Raw genomic sequence first — 16,543 nt, forward strand, 5'->3', positions numbered from 1 at the left:
GAGCGGCGGATTCCTACAGGTGGCGGGGGTGGGCCGGGTGTCCTCGGACACATTGTCCGCCATGCGGACGGGGCGCGGACGGGATGCGGGCGGGGTGCGGACGGGCGGCGTGCGGCTCCCTCGTGCGCGGCACAGTACTAAGGGGTCAAGCCCGCGGCCCGGTCGCCGTGCGCGCGGCCAGGACCGCGGGGGCCGTGGAGCGGGGCAGCAGGTCCGCCGGGTGGGCGGGGCGGCGCAGCTCCACCTCGACCTCCTCGTCGAAGCGGTACGGGCGGTGGGCGAGGACCCCCGCCAGGTTGCGCCGCACCCGCGACATCTCGGCCCGTACCGTCACCGTCCGCGTCCGGTCCCCGAACACGTCCTGCGCCAGCTCCGCCGCCGTCCGGCCCTCCGGGTGCAGCGCCAGTACGTACAGCAGCTCGGCGTGGCGCGGGCTCAGCTCCTGGGACCAGCTGCCCACCGCGCCCGACACCGACACCGTGCAGCGGCGCGGCCCGGTCAGGTCGAGCACCACCCGGCTCACCGCGCCCGAGGCGGCGTCGGCCCCCCGCGCCTCCTCCTCGGCCCGCAGCAGCCAGCCGCCCGGCAGCGGCTCCACCGCGCACATCCCCAGGGAGGGCAGCCACACCCGACCGGCCCGGAACGACTTGGGCAGCGCGAGCCGGTCCACCGGCGCCATCCCGGTCACCGCCGCCGTCCAGCCGTGCGTGTCGACGGCGACGGCCCGGCCGCCCACCCGGCACAGGATCGGCGCCGCCACCGAACGCAGCCGCTCGATCGAGCGCAGATGCCGCTGGCGCATCTCCGCCTCGGCGAGCTGCGCCACCGAGGCGACCAGCGCCAGCGTCGCCGGGTGGAAGCTGGACGCCGGGCCGCTCACGTCGACGATGCCGAGCAGTCGCTGGTCGCGCGGGTCGTGCACGGGTGCGGCGGCGCAGGTCCAGTTGTGCAGGGTGTGCACGTAGTGCTCGGCCGAGTGCACCTGCACGGCCCGGTCCATCGCGAGCGCCGTGCCCACCGCGTTCGTCCCGGTCGACTGCTCGCTCCAGGCCGCGCCCTCCTCCAGGCAGATCCCGTTGGCCTGGCGCAGCACCCCCAGGTTGCCCTCGCGCCACAGCACCCGGCCCTGCTCGTCCGTCACGACCATGATCTGCAGGGAGGCGTCCGCGATCCCCGCCAGACCCGCGCTCAGCGTCCGCATCACCTCGCCGAGCACCGTCGCCCGGCGCCGCTGCTCCAGCTCCTCGCGCTCCAGGAGCACGCTGCTCGTGGTCTGGTCCGGGTCGAGGCCGATCCGGAACATGCGCTGCCAGGACGCGTCGATGACCGGGCGGGGCGCCACCGGCGGCGTCCGGCCGGCCAGCGTCTCCTCGCGGACCCGGTGCAGCAGCCGGCTCGCCTTGCCGGCGTCCATCGCGGCGAGCCGGTTCAGGTCCAGCTTCGTGTTGTTCATCGGTCCCTCCCAGCTCCCCCGCGGTGCTGTATCGGTTCTGCCCCGGGTCGTGCCCGGTCCGGAGTCCTGCCGCCCATCGTGCCGCTCCGGAGAGCGACGCGCGGGGTGCTTGGGGTAATCCTGCAACCCTTTGCAACTCTGGCGACCCCCGCCCCTGTCGAGGAGTCTGGAGCCGAAGCGGAGGGTGGTGCCGTGTCGGCGCAGCACCACCCTCGGCTTTTCCGCGCGTGCCGACCTCCCCGGAGCGCCCGCCGACCGGCGGCCGTCCCCACGGGTCCACCCCTGGGCACGCGCGGACATCAACCCGAAGACGGTCCGACCGCACGCGAGTTCACGCGGCCGGCCGGGCCCGCTCCACCACCGCCGCCAAATCCAGGGTGTGCGGCAGCGTCCCGAACGACGCCCCCCAGTCCCCGCCGAGCCGCGAGGCGCAGAACGCGTCCGCCACCTCGGGCGGCGCCCACCGCACCAGCAGCGCCCCCTGGAGCACCCGCGCCATCCGCTCCACGAGCCGCCGGGCCCGCGCCTCGATGCCCTCCAGGTCCGCGAGTTCGGCCAGCACGTCCCGGATCGCCCGGTCCAGCCGGTGATCCGCGCCGCGCGCCCGTCCCACCTCGCCCAGGAAGGCGTTCAGCGCCGCCGGCTCCCGCTGCAGCACCCGCAGCACGTCGAGCGCCTGCACATTGCCCGCGCCCTCCCAGACCGAGTTCAGCGGGGACTCCCGCAGCAGCCGCGGCAGCCCCGACTCCTCCACGTACCCGTTCCCGCCCAGGCACTCCAGCGCCTCCGCCACCACCGGCGTGCACCGCTTCGTCACCCAGAACTTCGCCACCGGCACCGCGATCCGCAGCAGCGCCCGGTCCGCCTCGCTCCCGCCGTCGTACGCCGCCGCGAGCCGCAGCCCCAGCACCGTCGCCGCCTCCGACTCCAGCGCCAGATCGGCGAGCACGTTGCGCATCAGCGGCTTGTCGACGAGCAGCCCGCCGAACGCGCTGCGGTACGAGGCGTGGTGCACCGCCTGCGCCACCGCCTGCCGCATCAGCGCCGCCGAGCCGAGCACGCAGTCCAGCCGGGTCGCCGCCACCATCCCGATGATCGTGCGCACCCCGCGCCCCTCCTCGCCGACCCGGCGGGCCCAGGTCGACCCGTCGAACTCCACCTCGGCGGACGCGTTCGACCGGTTGCCCAGCTTGTCCTTGAGCCGCTGGATCGCGAACGCGTTCCGCGCGCCGTCCGGCAGCACCCGAGGCACCAGGAAGCAGGTCAGGCCGCCGGGCGCCTGCGCCAGCACCAGGAACCCGTCCGACATCGGCGCCGAGCAGAACCACTTGTGCCCCGTCAGGACGTACGCCCCGTCCTCCGCCAGCGGCCGGGCCCGGGTGGTGTTCGCCCGGACGTCGCTGCCGCCCTGCTTCTCCGTCATCCCCATCCCGAGCAGCACGCCGGTCTTCTCCAGCGGCGGCCGCAGCCCCTGCTCGTACACCCGGGAAGCGATCAGCGGCTCCCAGAGCGCCGCCAGTTCCGGCTCCGCGCGCAGCGCCGGCACCGCCGCGTGCGTCATCGACAGCGGGCAGCCGTGGCCCGCCTCCACCTGCGAGGCCAGCAGGAAGCCGGCCGCCCGCCGCACGTGCCCGCCCGGCCGGTCCCACGCGTCCGTCAGACCCGCCGCCACCCCGCGCCCGAGCAGCCGGTGCCAGGCCGGATGGAACTCCACCTCGTCGATCCGGTGGCCGTACCGGTCGTGGGTCCGCAACCGGGGCGCACACGCGTTCGCGAGCGTCCCCCACTCCAGTGCCTGGGCCGAGCCCGCCGAGACGCCGAAGGCCACCAGCTCCTCGCGCGCCTCGGCGTACAGCTCCGGCGGAAGGTGCCGCTCCACGGCCTCAGCGAGGGCCCGGTCGGTCGAGAAGACGTCATGGCCGACCAGGGGCGGAGCCTGGTTGGTCACGGTGTGGGTGCCGTCAGTCATGCCGATACGGTAAGGACGTGCAGGCAGCAAACGAAACACCCGAAAGGCCAGAGCGGCGGCCCTGGAGCCGGCTCCACCGCGCTCGCGTCCTCTACCGCAACGTCTCGAAGCGGAAGATGGTCTGGCTGCTCCTCAAGGACACCGTGAACTCGTGCATCGAGTACCGCATCCTCGGGCTCGCCGCCGAAGCCGCGTTCTTCACCCTGCTGTCCCTGCCGCCCCTGCTGCTCGGCCTGATCGCCCTCCTCGGCTACGCCGACGACTGGACCAACACCAACACCGTCGCCAGCATCGAGGAGAACATCCTCCACGCCGCCGGAACGGTCCTCTCCGACCGCGGCGTCAACGAGTTCGCCCGCCCCCTGCTGGAAGGCGTCACCCAGGGCAAACGGCCCGAGCTGATCTCCCTCGGCTTCGCCATCGCCCTCTGGTCCGGCTCCCGCGCCGTCAACGTCTTCATCGACACCATCACCGTCATGTACGGCCTCGACGGACACCGCGGCATCGTGAAGACGAGGCTCCTCGCCTTCCTCCTCTACATCGTCGCCCTGCTGATCGGCGCCGTCGTCCTCCCGCTGGCGGTCGTCGGACCGGACCGGATCGTCGAGCTCGTCCCCTGGGGCACGGAAGTCGTCTCCGTCCTGTACTGGCCGACGGTCATCCTGCTCTCCATCGCCTTCCTGACGACCCTGTACCACGTGTCCGTCCCGGTCCGCTCCCCGTGGATCGAGGACATCCCCGGCGCGCTCGTCGCCCTCGCCATCTGGGTCCTCGGCAGCTTCCTCCTCCGCATCTACCTGACCAGCCAGGTCGAGGGCCCCACCATCTACGGCTCCCTCGCCGCCCCCATCGCCGTCCTCCTGTGGATCGGCATCTCCGCCTTCGCCGTCCTCGTCGGCGCCGCCGTCAACGCGGCCATCGACCGCGTCTGGCCCTCCGTCGCCACCGGCGCCGCCCGCGAGGCCAACGAACGCGCCCGCGCCGTCCAGGCCGCCGACCTGGTCGCCCGGCTCCGGGCGGAGGAGGACGACGTGGACGAGGACGACCCGGACATGCCGTCGGAGTTCCCCGAACGGTGGTCGAGGTTCCTGCCGCCGGACGACGTGAAGTCCCGGCTGCATTCGGGGTGGGACAAGGACGCGCCCTAGGTGTATTGATCACGAGCGTTGTTGACACCGGTTCGGTCTTGAACATGGCGAAGACCTCCGGTGTGGTGGGAGCTGTCTAGGAACTCACCGCTCGGAGGTCTTCGTGGCCCACCGTAATGCCCGGCTGACCGTCTTCGGTAGGAGACTGCTGGTCGAACGTGTCTGCTCAGGCCGTCCGGTCGCCCACGTGGCCGCCGAGATGGGCATCTCGCGGGCTACGGCCCACAAATGGATCCGCCGGTGGCGGACCGAGGGCGAGGCAGGCCTGCACGACCGGTCGAGCCGGCCTCACACCACCCCGCACCGGACCGCGGCCGCCGTGGAAGAACAGGTCTGCGGCCTGCGACGGAACCGCAAACTCGGCCCGGCCCGGATCGGCCCGATCCTGGGTCTGCCCACCTCGACCGTGCACCGGATCCTGACCCGCCACCGGCTGAACCGGCTCGCCTGGATCGACCGCCCGACCGGAGTCGTGATCCGCCGTTACGAGCGTGAGCGACCCGGCGAGCTGATCCACGTGGACGTGAAGAAACTCGGCCGGATCCCCGACGGCGGCGGCCACCGCACGTTGGGCCGGCAGGCCGGCCGGGCCACCCGCTCGGCCATGGGTTTCGACTACGTCCACTCCGCCGTCGACGACCACTCCCGCCTCGCCTACAGCGAGATCCACCCCGACGAGAAAGTCGCGACCTGCGCGGCCTTCCTGGCCCGCGCAGCCGCGTTCTTCCACGCCAGCGGCATCACCCGCATCGAACGGGTCCTGACCGACAACGCCTGGGCCTACCGCAAGGGCCTGGCCTGGAAGACGGTCCTGGCCGACCTCGGCGCCACGGGCAAGCTGACCCGTGCCTACCGGCCGCAGACCAACGGCAAGGTCGAACGCTTCAACCGCACCCTGCTGGACGAGTGGGCCTACCTGCGGCCCTACACGTCGAACGACGAGCGGACCGCGGCCCTGGCAGACTTCCTCCACACCTACAACCACCACCGCTGCCACACCGCACTCGACGGACACCCGCCCATCAGCCGCGTCAACAACCCTGCGGGTCAATACACCTAGGTCGTGTTTTAGAACTCGCTGACCTGCTTGGTTGGCCGTCCGGGGAAGTCGCGGGCGGCCATCCAGATGGTGAGGTCGCGGGCGATGTTGCTGATGCTGGTCGCCGTGGTGACCTCGTGCTCGTCGCGGGAGGTGTCACGGCGGACGATCTCGTAACCGCCTTCATCGAGGACGGCCACGGAGGCGAACCAGACGGGGTCGTCCTCGTCGGGCTGGACGACGACGAAGGTGTTGTCGGAGTTGTTGAGGTCGCTGATCATCATGAACAGCGCGTCCTCGGAGGGGTCGTCGATGCGGTCGCCGTTCTCGCTGTCGGCGCCGTAGTACTGAGCCCCCATCGCTGTCTCTCCCTCACCCTGTCGATCCTGGTCGCGGTCAGCATTGCATGAGGAACCGACAGCTCAGACCGGTCATAACCATTCGCCGATCGCGGCGATCAGGACGGTGGCTTCGAAGCGGACGGCGAGTTTGTCGAACCTGGTGGCGACCGCACGGTTGCGCTTGAGCCGGTTGATCCCGCACTCGACCGCGTGCCGGGCCTTGTAGTCCTCGCGGTCGAACGCCGGAGGCCGCCCGCCGGCCTTCCCCCGCCGCTTGCGGTTGGCCACCTGGTCGGCAGGCTCGGGGATCGTGCACCGGATTCCCCGCTTTCGCAGGTAGGCCCGGTTGGCCTGGGACGAATACGCCTTGTCGCCCCGCACTCGCAGGGGACGGACACGGGGACGGCCCGGTCCGGTGCGGGGGACCCGGATGCCTTCCAGGACGGCGGCGAACTGAGGACTGTCACCACTCTGACCTGCGGTGACCAGTAGAGACAGCGGCCGCTGGCCTTGCTCGCAGGCCAGGTGGATCTTGGTGGTGAAGCCTCCCCGGGACCGGCCCAGGCCGTGGTCGTCGGGTTCGCTGCGGGTGCCGCCCGGCGGTTCCTTCTGGGCCTGTCCGTCGCGGCGGGCGCCTGCAGCGTGCTGATGGGCCCGGCAGATCGTGGAGTCGACGTTGACCTCCCACGTGATCAGCCCGCCCGCGTCCGCCCGGGCCTGCAGTCCGGTCAGCAATTCGGGCCAGGTGCCATCACGTTGCCAGCGGCGGAAGAGTCCGTAGACCGTTTGCCACGGCCCGTACTCCGACGGCAGATCCCGCCACGGAGCACCGGTACGAACCCGCCACCGGATCCCATCGATCAGCCTCCTCCGCCCCACCGCCGGCCTGCCCCGCATCGCGACCGGCAGCATCGGCTCGAGCACGGCCCACTGCTCGTCAGAAAGATCCCCTCGCCCCACACCGCGATCATCACGGCGCAGGGCGAACGGCGAAGCCCACTTCTAAAACACGGCCTAGGGCGCGTCCGACCGCTCCCGCCGCTAGGGCGCCCGAGGCGGGGGCGGGGGCCGCCGCCGGAACAGGCGGGCCAAGAAGCCCCTGGGCCGCTCCGGGGCCGGCTCGGGCGGCCACGGCACGGGAACCGAGGGCTGCGGCACCGACGTCACCGTGACCTCCAGCGGCGGAACCAGCTTCAACCACATCCACCCCTGCGGTCCGGGCGCCCCTCGCGCACGCATGCGGAGATGCTCGGGCAGGGCGTCGTGGATCCACCGCGGATACGCGAGCAGCAGCTGCGGCCCCCGCTCGGCTGCCGTCTCGGCCTGCGCCGTCTGGGCCTGGACCACCTCCGCGAGCTCGGACACCTCGGCCGTCGCCCCGGACACGACCAGCCGCAGGGTGACGGGCCGTCGGGGCCCCGGCCCGCGCCAGGCGGAGACGGTGGAGTCCGCCGCCAGCCGGACCGCCACCTCGGGCGGGAACTCCGTCAGATGGGTCAGGGGCGTGGAGCCCACGCCCTCCAGCCCCAGGACGTGCAGCACGGACGCGAATTCCCTGGCGGCCGCGCCTCCGGCGTCCGGGCCGGAGGCGACGGCCAGCAGCCGCGCCCCCCGTGCCGCCGCGGGCTCCGACAGCGCGGCCAGCCGGTCCTCCCAGTCCGCCCGCAGACGCAGCAGCTTGTGCCGCTCCGTGCTCGCCCACCGGCCCGGCAGGCCCGCCAGGGGCTCCGACCGCCACAGGACGAGGGCCGCCCGGTACAGCCGGGTGCCCGTCGCGCGGTCCCCGTTCCTCGCGGCCTCGGCCGCACGCTCCGCGAGCCGCTCGGCGGTCTCCAGGTCGAAGCGCGCGTCGGACAGGTCGATCCGGGCAGCCAGCCCCTCCCACTCGATCGGGTGTCCGTCGGCCCGCAGCCGCTCCAGATGGGCGTGCACGTCGGCGATGAGGTGGGGTTCGCCCCCGGTCTCGAAGGGCAGGGCCCCCATGTCGACGAACTGCCCCCGTCCCAGCAGCAGCCCGGCCAGCAGGAGTGCGTCCCGTTCGGGCAGCGGGTCGAACCAGGCCTTGACCGGCCCGAGGATCCGGTAGCTCGGGCCGGGCACGGCGCCCCACGGGCGCGCCCCGAGGGAGCGGACCAGCCCCGCCAGCCGCCGCAGGGCGTCGCTCCGGTGCGCGACGTGGTCGGACAGCAGGCCGAGGATGCCCTGTTCGAGCGCGAAGGGCACGTCCGGTCGCACGGCCCGGACGGACGGCTGCGTGCCGTCGTCGTCCCGCAGGGCCGTGCCCGTGGCCATCTCGTACAACAGCCGGCCCAGGTCGTACAGGTCGTCCTCGGCCCGCTGCTCCGGCACCGGCGCGGGCTCTCCGAGGAGCGGCTTCTCCTGCCGGGTCAGCAGGACGCGGTCCGTCCGCACGGCGCCGTGCACGAACCCGGCCTCGTGCAGCGCGAGGAGAGCGGAGGCGAGCTCGCCGCCCCCGTACAGGGCGCGGAACGCCGGCAGGCCGTCGGGGGAGGCGGTCAGCTGCTCGCGCAGCGTCGTGCCGGCGACCCCCGCCAGGACGACGGCGCAGCGGCCGTCGAGCTCCAGGCCGTCCAGGACCCTGAGGAGGTGGGGGTGACCGACGCTCCGCAGGGCCTCCACGCGGGCCGCGAACCCCGGCGGCGCGGCGAAGGGGTGGATGCGGACCAGGACCCGGCGGTCCTGCTCGCGGTCCCGGGCCCGCCACAGCTCCTCGCCCTCCGGGCCGGGCCGCCGCTCCAGGAGCTCGTACCGCCCGGCGAGCAGCCGCGGCCGCGCCGCGCCCGGCGTCGGCGCCGAGGCCGGCGGCACCCACTCCGGCCCCCGCAGCAGCCGCACGCTCTCCTCGCTCACCAGCGCGAACGGCCGCCCCATCGCCCGGTCCGCGCCCCGCCCCTCCAGGCTCTCCACCAGGGCGCGGAACTCGCCCGGCAGGGCGCCCGCGCGGGCGTCGATCTCGGCGCTGACGCGGGCCAGGAGTTCGGCCGTGCGGATCAGGGAGGTGCGGGGGAGGGCGCCGAGGAGGACCTCGCGGACGCCGGGGCGGAACGCGTACGCGCCCGGGTCCGCGCCCGGGTGGGCGCGGAGCATGCCGCTGAGGACCACCTCCGCCAGGTGCTGCGGCTCGGGACGTTCCTCCACCGCCGCCTGGACCAGCCGCATCACCGGCAGCCGTGCCGAGCCGACCGCCAGGTGCGCGGCGAGCCGGAAGGCCTGCGGCGAGGCCAGGGCGCGGAAGCGCAGCACCAGTTCCTCGGGGTCGGTGTCCTCCGGGACGAGCGCGTCGTCCGGGGCCACCGGCTCGCAGGGCGTCACGAAGGCCGCCGCGCCCGGCACCTCCGTACCCGCCGGGGAGGCGACCAGCTCGGCCCAGTGGCCGAGCCACACCTCGGTCGGCTCCAGGACCGGCAGCGGGACGCCCGCCCGGCCGGGTGCGCCGTCGTACGGGGTGAACCCCAGGGCCGTGTTGGGGACGCCCGCGGCGGGCGAGACGAACCGGCCCGGCACGGCGGGCGCCGCCGTGTGCCGCCACAGGCGCTCCGGCAGCGGCTGGAGCAGCGCGACCGGAGCCTCCCGGGCGAGCGCGGCGAGCGTGCCGCGCCACCGCACGCCGGCCGGGCCCTCGTGCCACTGCGGCCCCATCGCGTCGCTGACCACGAGCACCGCCGTACGGCCGCGCTCCCGGTGCCGCGGGGGCAGCCGCCCGTCCTCGCCGAGCCGCAGCACGTCGAGCGTGCGGAACGCCCCGGTCTGCGCGAGGGCCGTGTGCAGCTCGCGCGCCAGCGGGCGCCACATCGTCATCGTCGGGCCCGTGTCGAGGACGATCCGCAGGTGCAGCCAGCGCTCCTGCCGGGGCCGCAGCACCGGCAGCCACAGCCGCCGCCGGGCGCCGAGCGCGGCGATCCGGTCGGCCGTCGCGGCCTCGTCCAGCTCCCGGCCGGCCGCGCTCGGCACGGTCCGCCGCAGCGGTCGCAGCGAGCGCTGGAGGGCGAGCGGGCGGGCCAGCATCGGCGGCGCGGGCGCCAGCAGCGGGCTGTGCGAGGGCACGCCGGGAGCCGGCCGGGGGACGGGCCGCGGCGAGGGCCTCGGTTCGGGCGCGGCCGCCGGGGCGTGCAGCGGCACCCGGGGCGGCGCGGCCGGGGCCGGGGCCGGACCGGGAGGGAGCGCGAGGGGCGCCGGCGGGAGGTGGTCCGAGGGCCGGCGGTGGGGTGGAGCGGGCTCCGGAGGCTGCCGCACCGGCCGCTCCGGCGGCGGCTCCGGCGTCCCCATCTGCCGCGCCAGCCACAGCAGTTCCGCCAGCTCCCGCCCGGTCGGCGGCTCCTGCCCGGCCGCCTCCAGGATGCCCGCCAGGGCGGTCAGCGCCTCGCCGGCCGCCCGGTCAGACGTCATCGACGTCCCAGGACTCCGCCGCCCGCCCCAGGTACGGCATCAACGCCTTCGCCAGCTCCTCGCGCGACCCGGTGTCCAGGCCGGCCGTCCGGGTCAGGTAGATCGCGTTGAGCAGCTGGTCCGTGGCGAGCTCGCCCGCGCTGCCCCGGCGCAGGAACGTGTCGACGAGCGCGTGGTCCCGCTCGTCGAGCTCGCCCAGGTGCGCCCGCACGATGTCCTCCAGCTGCCGGCGCGGCGGCTGGTGCAGTTCGAGCCGCACGCAGCGGCGCAGGAACGCCGGCGGGAACTCCCGCTCGCCGTTGCTGGTGAGGACGACGAACGGGAAGGCCCGGCAGCGCACCTCGCCGTGCCGCACCGGCACCCGCTCCTCCGAGTCCGCCACCATCACCTCGGCCACCGGGTGCGAACGGGCCGCCCGCACCAGCTCGGGGATCTCGTACTGCCCCTCCTCCAGCACGTGCAGCAGGTCGTTGGGCAGGTCGAGGTCGCTCTTGTCGATCTCGTCGATGAGCAGCACCCGGGGCCGCTCGTACGGCAGCAGAGCGGTGCCCAGCGGGCCGAGCCGCAGGTGGTCCTCGATCGCCGCCTCCCCGGGCAGCGGCTCGCCGGCGCCGGCCCGCCCGGCCGCGTACAGCCGCGACAGCGGGTCGTACCGGTAGAGGCCGTCGGTCAGCGCCGTGCGGCTCGTCACGTTCCAGCGCAGCACCCGGCCGAGCCGCAGCTCGCGCGCCACCGCGTACGGCAGGCTGGACTTGCCGCTCCCCGGCGGGCCCGTCACGAGCAGCGGCCGCCGCAGGTGCAGCGCCGCGTTGACCAGCTGCACCGTCTCGGGTGTCGGCTGGTACGTGCGGGCCCGGTGCACCCGGCCCGGCGCGCCGCCCGCGGCGTCCTCCTCCCGGGCCGGCGGCAGCGCGGGCCCGCCGTCGAACGCGCGCCACGGCGGCGGCGCGGGCAGCGCGTCGACGCCGTCGTGCGGCGCGCTCGATCCGGTGTAGACGGGCCAGAGGGACATGCCTGCTGCTCCAAGGAGTGGGTACGGGACGGACGGTCAGCCGACGGGGGAGTGGCGCAGGGGGCGGACCTCGGGAAACCGGCGCGGGTCCTCCCACACCAGAGACACGTGCGCCGCCCAGTGCGGCTCGGGGCCCTCGTGCAGGAAGGCCTCCTTCCGCAACCGGAAGACGACGTCCGGGAGCTCGGCCGGTGGAAGGCGGGAGATCCGCTCCGCGATCCGGTCGAGGAAGCCGGCCCCCGAGCAGCTCCCCGTGCACGGCCCGCCCGGCGGGCAGCCGTTGCGCGGCCACAGCACGATCGGCGCGGGCGCGTCCAGCGCCGCGCCGTACAGAGTGCGCTCCCGGGACGCCGTCGGCGGCCGGGAGAAGCCCACCGCGCCGCGCACGTCCTGGAGGAGCACCGACAGCTGCGCCGCGCCCTGCGGGGTGGCGCAGGCGACCCGGTGCAGCGGCGAGCCGTCCTGCCGGTCCAGCTCCTCCCACACCCGCTTGAGGGCGAACTGCTGCCGGCCCTTGGACCGGCGGTCGTGGTCGAGCACGACCACCGGTGAACTGCAGCCGAGCGGCGGCTCCTTGCCGCGCCTGCGGGTCCACTGGTCGACGTCCTTGTTCAGCCACGACCGGGGCAGCGCGAACGCGATCAGCGGACGTCCCTCGACGATCTCCTCGTACGCCTCGTCGATCCGGTCGAGGACCCAGCCGCGCAACTTGGCGACCGCGAGCCGCCGTTCGCTGACGAGGATCCGGTCCCCGCCCCGGTACACCGACACCTCGGCGATCACGGTGCCGCCGTCGGCGCCGCTGCGCCGCACCTCGACGAGGATCGGCGCCCAGGGCAGCGGACCGCCCGGCGCGGCCACCGGGGCGGCCGGCCGGGCGCGCTCGCGGTCGTGGCCGTGCGGGGCGTACGCCGCGGTCTCGTGCCGGGGCTCGTCGTCGTACGCGAACACCGGCCGGGGCCCCTGGTGCCGGTCCCGGTGCTCCCGCGCCCACGCCCGGAAGGCGCGCCGCAGCTCCTCGTCGTCCGTCAGGTCGGCCACCCGCAGGGCGAGTTCGGCGAGCGGCACCCGGCCGCGCCCCGGGGTGGTCTCGGTGAGCAGGTGCCACACGCCCTGCCACAGGTCGCGGGGCGGGGCGGGCGGCAGCGCGGGGCCCAGCGGGCCGGTCGCGGCGGCGAGCAGCCGCTCCACCGGGACGGACAGCGGACCGGCCCGCTCCACCAGGTCCAGGAGTCCGCGCTTCTCCTCGGAGGAACAGCCCGGCGTGGGCACGAGCGCGGCGAGGGCGGGGACGTACCGGGCCAGGATCCGGGCGGGGATGATCCGGGCGTTGCGCACCACCGGGTCGTACGAGGCGACCATCCCGACCACGGCCCCGTCGGCGGCGCGCATGGCGGCGGCCCCGCTGAACCCGTGCGAGGGCTCCTGCCCGAAGCCCTTCCAGTACTCCGCCTGCTGCCACTCGTCGTGGATCAGCTGTCCGGCCGAGGTCGTCCGCAGCTCCGTCTGGGCGCCCTCGTGCGCGTACCCCTCGGGGAAGCCGTACGCCACGAGCCGCGGCGGTTCCCCGTCCTCACCGACGCCCTCGGGCCCCGCGAACGCGATCGGCGGGACCGGCACCGGCCGGTCCAGGGTGAGCACCGCGACATCGCCGGGGTCGGTGCGGCCGCCGCCCCAGGGGCCACGGCGGGCGACCCGGGCCGACACCTCCCCGAGGCCGTGGGCGCCGGGGAACCAGACCGTGGCGTCCGCGCGGCCGTCGACCACATGAGCGCAGGTCAGGACCGTGTCGGCGGCGACGAGGAACCCGGAGCCCAGCACCTGGCCCGCGCCGTCGACCCGCACGTGCCAGGCGGGGGAGCCCATCAGTGCGGGCCGGCGGTCGCTCCGGCACCCGCCTCGGCGGCGCCCGCGCCCGCGGTGCCCGCCGTTCCGCCCGTCGCCGCAGGGCCCGTCGTGCCGTCGGAAGCGGCCGTCGGGACCGTGACCGAGGCCTGCGGGCCGTCGCCGTCCGGCGTCCAGGACAGCTTCACCGTCAGATGCCCCTCGACGGCCGTCTTCGCGATCACCGCGCCCGCCTCGGCCGTCAGCTTCACCCCGAACTCCAGCTCCACCGCGTCCGGCCGGAGCGAACCGCCCCGGAACACGGCCAGCGCGGACTCGGCCGCCGCGCGGATCCCCACGAGCGCCTCGTCGAGCGTCTGGCCCGCCCGGACCAGGGAGTTCCCGCCGCGGGAGACGGGCCGGGCACCCGGCTGATCACCGTCCGCCTCGACCAGGACCGTGCCGTCCGCCGTGTCGAACTCCATGAGTGTGCCCACAACTACCCCCGTGCCCAGAACAGTTGGTTCACGCACCATTCTGTCCGACGGCCCCGTCCGTGTCAGCGGATCGGCGGCAGGGCCGGGCCCGGCCTACCCTGGAGGGGTGTACGAGGAGCGCCCCGCGCGGCTCGCCGGCGCGGTCGTCTGGACCCGCGCGACCGGCCCCGCCGACCCCGGCCGCCGCCCGGTCCTGCCGGACGGGTGCATGGACCTGATCTGGGCCGACGGCCGCCTGATGGTCGCGGGCCCGGACACCGGCGCGTACCTCCCGGAGAGTTTCGCCGCGCACTACGCCGGCCTGCGCTTCGCGCCCGGTGAGGCGCCGGGCGTGCTCGGCGTCGAGGCGAGCGCCCTGCGCGACCGGCGGGTCGACCTCGCCGACCTGTGGGGCGCCCGCGAGGCCCGCCGGCTCGCCGACGGCGTGACCGGCGCCGCCGACCGCGCCGCCGCCCTGGAGGGCCTGGTGCTGCGCCGGGCCGCGGGGGCCCCGGCCCCCGACCCGCTGCTGCGGGCCGTCGTCGCCCGGCTGCGGGCGGGCGACGCGGTCGGAGCCGCCGCCGACGCGGTCGGACTCGGCGCCCGGCAGCTGCACCGGCGCTCGCTCGCGGCCTTCGGCTACGGGCCGAAGACACTGGCCCGGATCCTGCGGCTGCAGCGGGCGCTCGCGCTGGTGCGGGCGGGCGTCCCCTACGCGCAGGCGGCGTACCGCGCGGGCTGCGTCGACCAGGCCCATCTGGCCCGCGAGATGCGGGCCCTGACGGGGACGACCCTGACGGGTTACACCGCGTCCGTCGCGGGGGCGCCGGCCGGTTCCGCCGCCGCCCCGGCGTGGTCGGCGTAGAGCGACACCGCCGCTCCGTCCGGGTCGAGCACCACCGCGTACCGCTGGCCCCACACGGCGTCCCAGGGCTTGAGGTGCCCGCGGTGTCCGGCGCCCGTCAGGGCCGCGTAGACGGCGTCGACCTCGTCCGGGTCCGCGCAGCGGAAGGCGAGGGCGACCCGGTCGCCGCCGGAGGGACGGGTCCAGGCCGGGTCGTAGGACCGGGCGATCTCCTCCGTGTCCCACAGGACGCGCACGCCGCCGGGCAGGGCCAGCTCCACGTGCGGGGCGGTCTCGGCGCCGGGCGGCAGGTCCAGGCCGAGCAGCCGGTAGAAGGCGAGGGAGGCGCCCATGTCGGAGGTGACCAGGCCGATGACGTCGAGGCACGGGGTGGGTCGCTTGGTGTCCATGCCCCCGAACGTAGACCGCTCCGAGCCGCCCGTCTTGTACGGATCGGACACCGGGGCCGCGGGCGCGCGGAGGGGCCCGCGAGGCGCTACCCGACGGGGACCGGGCCGCCCGGAAAATGCTTGGCGCCTCCGGCCCGGCCTCCGCTACGGTGAGCGCACCGCGAAGATCGCGGTCAGGAGACCATCACGACCAGGAGGTGTGACCGATGGCTGTCGTCACGACGGGCGTTGCCCACATCGAGAAGTCCGTCCACACCACCTCCGTGGCCACCGGCTGACGTCCCTCACCGGCTGACGTCTCCCACTCCCCGCGCGCACCTGCGCGCGATGCCGGGGCCACCCCTGTGAAGGGTCCCCCTTGTCTTTCTCGCTTTCCCGTTCCACCGACGACTCCCGCTCCACCCCCGACCCGTCCTCCCTGCGCGCCTACGGCTGGGACGACGCCTGGGCCGCCGAGTTCGCGCCGTACGCGGCGCAGGGCCTGCTGCCCGGCCGGGTCGTCCGCGTCGACCGCGGCCAGTGCGACCTCGTGACCGAGGCCGGACTCGTGCGCGCCGACACCGCCTTCGTCACCCCGCACGACCCGCTGCGGGTGATCTGCACCGGCGACTGGGCCGCCGTCGACCCCGAGGGCGTCAACGACCCCCGCTACGTACGGGCCTGCCTGCCCCGCCGCACCGCGTTCGCCCGGTCCACCTCGTCCAAGCGGTCCGAGGGGCAGATCCTCGCCGCCAACGTCGACCACGCCATCATCACGGTCTCGCTCGCCGTCGAGCTCGACCTGGGGCGCATCGAACGCTTCCTCGCCCTGGCCTGGGAGTCCGGCGCGCAGCCGCTCGTCGTGCTCAGCAAGGCCGACCTGGTGCCCGACCCGGTCGGGCTCTCCTACCTGGTCGAGGACGTCGAGACGGTCGCCCCCGGCGTCCAGGTGCTGCCCGTCAGCTCGCTCACCGGCGAGGGGGTCGACGTGCTCCACGCGGTCGCCGCCGGCGGCACGAGCGTGCTGCTCGGCGTCTCCGGCGCGGGGAAGTCGACCCTCGCCAACACCCTGCTCGGCCAGGACGTGATGGAGGTCCAGGCCGCCCGCGACGTGGACGGCAAGGGCCGGCACACCACCACCACCCGCAACCTGCTCGTGCTGCCCGGCGGCGGGGTGCTCATCGACACGCCCGGACTGCGCGGCGTCGGCCTCTGGGACGCCGAGGCGGGCGTCGGCCAGGTCTTCAGCGAGATCGAGGAGCTGGCGGGCGACTGCCGCTTCCCGGACTGCGCCCACGAGACGGAGCCCGGCTGCGCCGTCACCGCCGCCATCGAGGACGGCTCGCTGCCCGAGCGGCGCCTCGACAGCTACCGCAAGCTGATCCGTGAGAACCAACGCCTCGCCGCCAAGACCGACGCGCGGCTGCGCACGGAGATGCTGAAGGACTGGAAGCGCAAGGGCGCCGAGGGCCGCGCGGCCATGGACATCAAGCGGGGCCGCGTCCGCTGAGCCGGTGGGCCGCCCGGGCGGGGGCGGGGGCGGGAGCGGGAGCCCTGCGGGGGCGGGCCCGCCCGAGCCGCCCCCGCCACCGCCCCCGGCTCTCGGCGTCCGAAAACCGCCAGACGGGTGCGGGGCGGTCC

The 16,543-nt window shown here is 75.1% G+C and carries 13 protein-coding genes; 4 read left to right on the forward strand and 9 right to left on the reverse strand.

Annotated elements, in window-relative coordinates:
* Positions 1 to 145: 145 nt before the first annotated feature.
* Positions 146 to 1,453, reverse strand: a complete 1,308-nt coding sequence (locus OG309_RS29340) for a GAF domain-containing protein (RefSeq protein WP_329425327.1) — start codon at positions 1,451 to 1,453, stop codon at positions 146 to 148.
* A gap of 331 nt (positions 1,454 to 1,784) precedes the next feature.
* Positions 1,785 to 3,422, reverse strand: a complete 1,638-nt coding sequence (locus OG309_RS29345; protein WP_329425329.1) for an acyl-CoA dehydrogenase family protein — start codon at positions 3,420 to 3,422, stop codon at positions 1,785 to 1,787.
* Between the two features lie 17 nt (positions 3,423 to 3,439).
* On the opposite strand from OG309_RS29345, the gene OG309_RS29350 reads away from it, so the two are divergent.
* Together OG309_RS29350 and OG309_RS29355 are read left to right on the forward strand one after the other, a co-directional pair.
* Positions 3,440 to 4,570 carry a YihY/virulence factor BrkB family protein gene (locus tag OG309_RS29350; RefSeq protein ID WP_329425331.1) on the forward strand — a complete coding sequence of 377 codons (1,131 nt, stop codon included), beginning with the start codon at positions 3,440 to 3,442 and terminating at the stop codon, positions 4,568 to 4,570.
* A 103-nt stretch (positions 4,571 to 4,673) separates the two neighbouring features.
* The gene (locus OG309_RS29355; RefSeq protein WP_329425333.1) at positions 4,674 to 5,630 is read left to right on the forward strand and encodes an IS481 family transposase; all 957 of its coding nucleotides are present in this window, start codon (positions 4,674 to 4,676) and stop codon (positions 5,628 to 5,630) included.
* A gap of 8 nt (positions 5,631 to 5,638) precedes the next feature.
* Here OG309_RS29355 and OG309_RS29360 read toward each other — a convergent pair whose 3' ends face one another.
* From OG309_RS29360 to OG309_RS29385, 6 genes are all read right to left on the reverse strand, one after another.
* A complete protein-coding gene (locus tag OG309_RS29360) occupies positions 5,639 to 5,968 on the reverse strand; it encodes a hypothetical protein (RefSeq protein ID WP_329425335.1) in 330 nt (109 codons plus the stop codon).
* Between the two features lie 72 nt (positions 5,969 to 6,040).
* A complete protein-coding gene (locus OG309_RS29365; protein WP_443067645.1) occupies positions 6,041 to 6,862 on the reverse strand; it encodes an IS5 family transposase in 822 nt (273 codons plus the stop codon).
* Positions 6,863 to 6,991: 129 nt separating this feature from the next.
* Positions 6,992 to 10,357, reverse strand: coding sequence for an SAV_2336 N-terminal domain-related protein (locus tag OG309_RS29370; RefSeq protein WP_329425339.1), 3,366 nt, complete (start codon positions 10,355 to 10,357; stop codon positions 6,992 to 6,994).
* Positions 10,347 to 11,369, reverse strand: coding sequence for an AAA family ATPase (locus tag OG309_RS29375; protein ID WP_329425341.1), 1,023 nt, complete (start codon positions 11,367 to 11,369; stop codon positions 10,347 to 10,349). Before OG309_RS29375 ends, OG309_RS29370 begins: the two co-directional genes overlap by 11 nt.
* 36 nt (positions 11,370 to 11,405) lie before the next feature.
* A complete protein-coding gene (locus tag OG309_RS29380) occupies positions 11,406 to 13,235 on the reverse strand; it encodes a VMAP-C domain-containing protein (protein WP_329425342.1) in 1,830 nt (609 codons plus the stop codon).
* The gene (locus tag OG309_RS29385; protein ID WP_329425344.1) at positions 13,235 to 13,690 is read right to left on the reverse strand and encodes a CU044_2847 family protein; all 456 of its coding nucleotides are present in this window, start codon (positions 13,688 to 13,690) and stop codon (positions 13,235 to 13,237) included. Before OG309_RS29385 ends, OG309_RS29380 begins: the two co-directional genes overlap by 1 nt.
* Before the next feature lie 106 nt (positions 13,691 to 13,796).
* On the opposite strand from OG309_RS29385, the gene OG309_RS29390 reads away from it, so the two are divergent.
* Complete coding sequence (locus tag OG309_RS29390; RefSeq protein ID WP_329425346.1) at positions 13,797 to 14,534, forward strand: helix-turn-helix domain-containing protein; 738 nt, start codon at positions 13,797 to 13,799, stop codon at positions 14,532 to 14,534.
* On the opposite strand, the gene OG309_RS29395 is transcribed toward OG309_RS29390, so the two are convergent.
* Complete coding sequence (locus tag OG309_RS29395) at positions 14,471 to 14,923, reverse strand: VOC family protein (RefSeq protein WP_329425348.1); 453 nt, start codon at positions 14,921 to 14,923, stop codon at positions 14,471 to 14,473. The two genes, OG309_RS29390 and OG309_RS29395, sit on opposite strands and share 64 nt — an antisense overlap.
* Before the next feature lie 358 nt (positions 14,924 to 15,281).
* On the opposite strand from OG309_RS29395, the gene rsgA reads away from it, so the two are divergent.
* Positions 15,282 to 16,412, forward strand: coding sequence for a ribosome small subunit-dependent GTPase A (gene rsgA / locus OG309_RS29400; protein WP_329425350.1), 1,131 nt, complete (start codon positions 15,282 to 15,284; stop codon positions 16,410 to 16,412).
* The last annotated feature ends 131 nt before the right edge of the window (positions 16,413 to 16,543 follow it).

The organism is Streptomyces sp. NBC_01268, from assembly GCF_036240795.1.
GTDB lineage: Bacteria > Actinomycetota > Actinomycetes > Streptomycetales > Streptomycetaceae > Streptomyces.